This window comes from Lederbergia ruris, assembly GCF_018332955.1.
Taxonomy (GTDB): domain Bacteria; phylum Bacillota; class Bacilli; order Bacillales; family Bacillaceae_C; genus Lederbergia; species Lederbergia ruris.
The window spans coordinates 1-694 of the sequence record NZ_BORB01000106.1 but is presented as its reverse complement, the minus strand read 5'-3'; the positions used below and the strand labels follow the sequence as shown (position 1 = coordinate 694).

The following is a 694-nucleotide window of genomic DNA, read 5'->3' as shown; positions in this document are numbered from 1 at the left end:
TGGAAAGAAAACAATCCTACATTAGTGAAAAAAGGAAAAAAGTATTTCATTCACTTCTCCTACGAAAAAAATATTACATTAAACAACAAAAAAACAAAGGAACAAATCATTGTATCGGTAGACCTTGGGTTAACCCATTCTGCCGTTTGTTCAGCGATGCGTTCAGATGGCACTATCATTGGGAGAAAGTTTATCAATCAACCAATAGAAAAAGACCGGATGAAAACATTAACGAACAGACTAAAGAAAGCGCAACGCACTTCTGGGTATATCCAGGCGCCGAACTATTGGAGGCGAATCAACGGATTACAAAATCACATCAAAACAAACACATCAGTGGAAATCATTCGATTCGCAGAAAAACACCAAGCAGACATCATTGTTTTCGAGTACCTTGGAAAAATGAAACTTCCCAAGGGTGTCTTTGGGGCGAAAAAGTTACGACACAAACTACACCATTGGTGTAAATTAGCGATTCAATCCAAGGTAGAAGAAATGGCCCATTACCGAGGAATGCGGATTCGAAGAGTGAGTCCTAAAAACACTTCGGCCCTCGCTTTTGATGGGTCTGGTTTTGTGGTGCGGAACAATAAAAAAGATCTTGCCACCTTTAAAAATGGTAAGAGCTATCACTCTGATTTAAGCGCTTCCTACAATATTGGAGCGAGATATTTTATTCGGGAAATTCTTAAAT

Annotated in this window: 1 protein-coding gene; it reads left to right on the top strand. The window is 38.9% G+C overall.

Going from position 1 to position 694, the window contains the following annotated elements:
* Positions 1 to 694 (top strand): transposase (locus KI363_RS21590; protein ID WP_212967613.1); only part of this gene is annotated, 694 nt, incomplete at both ends.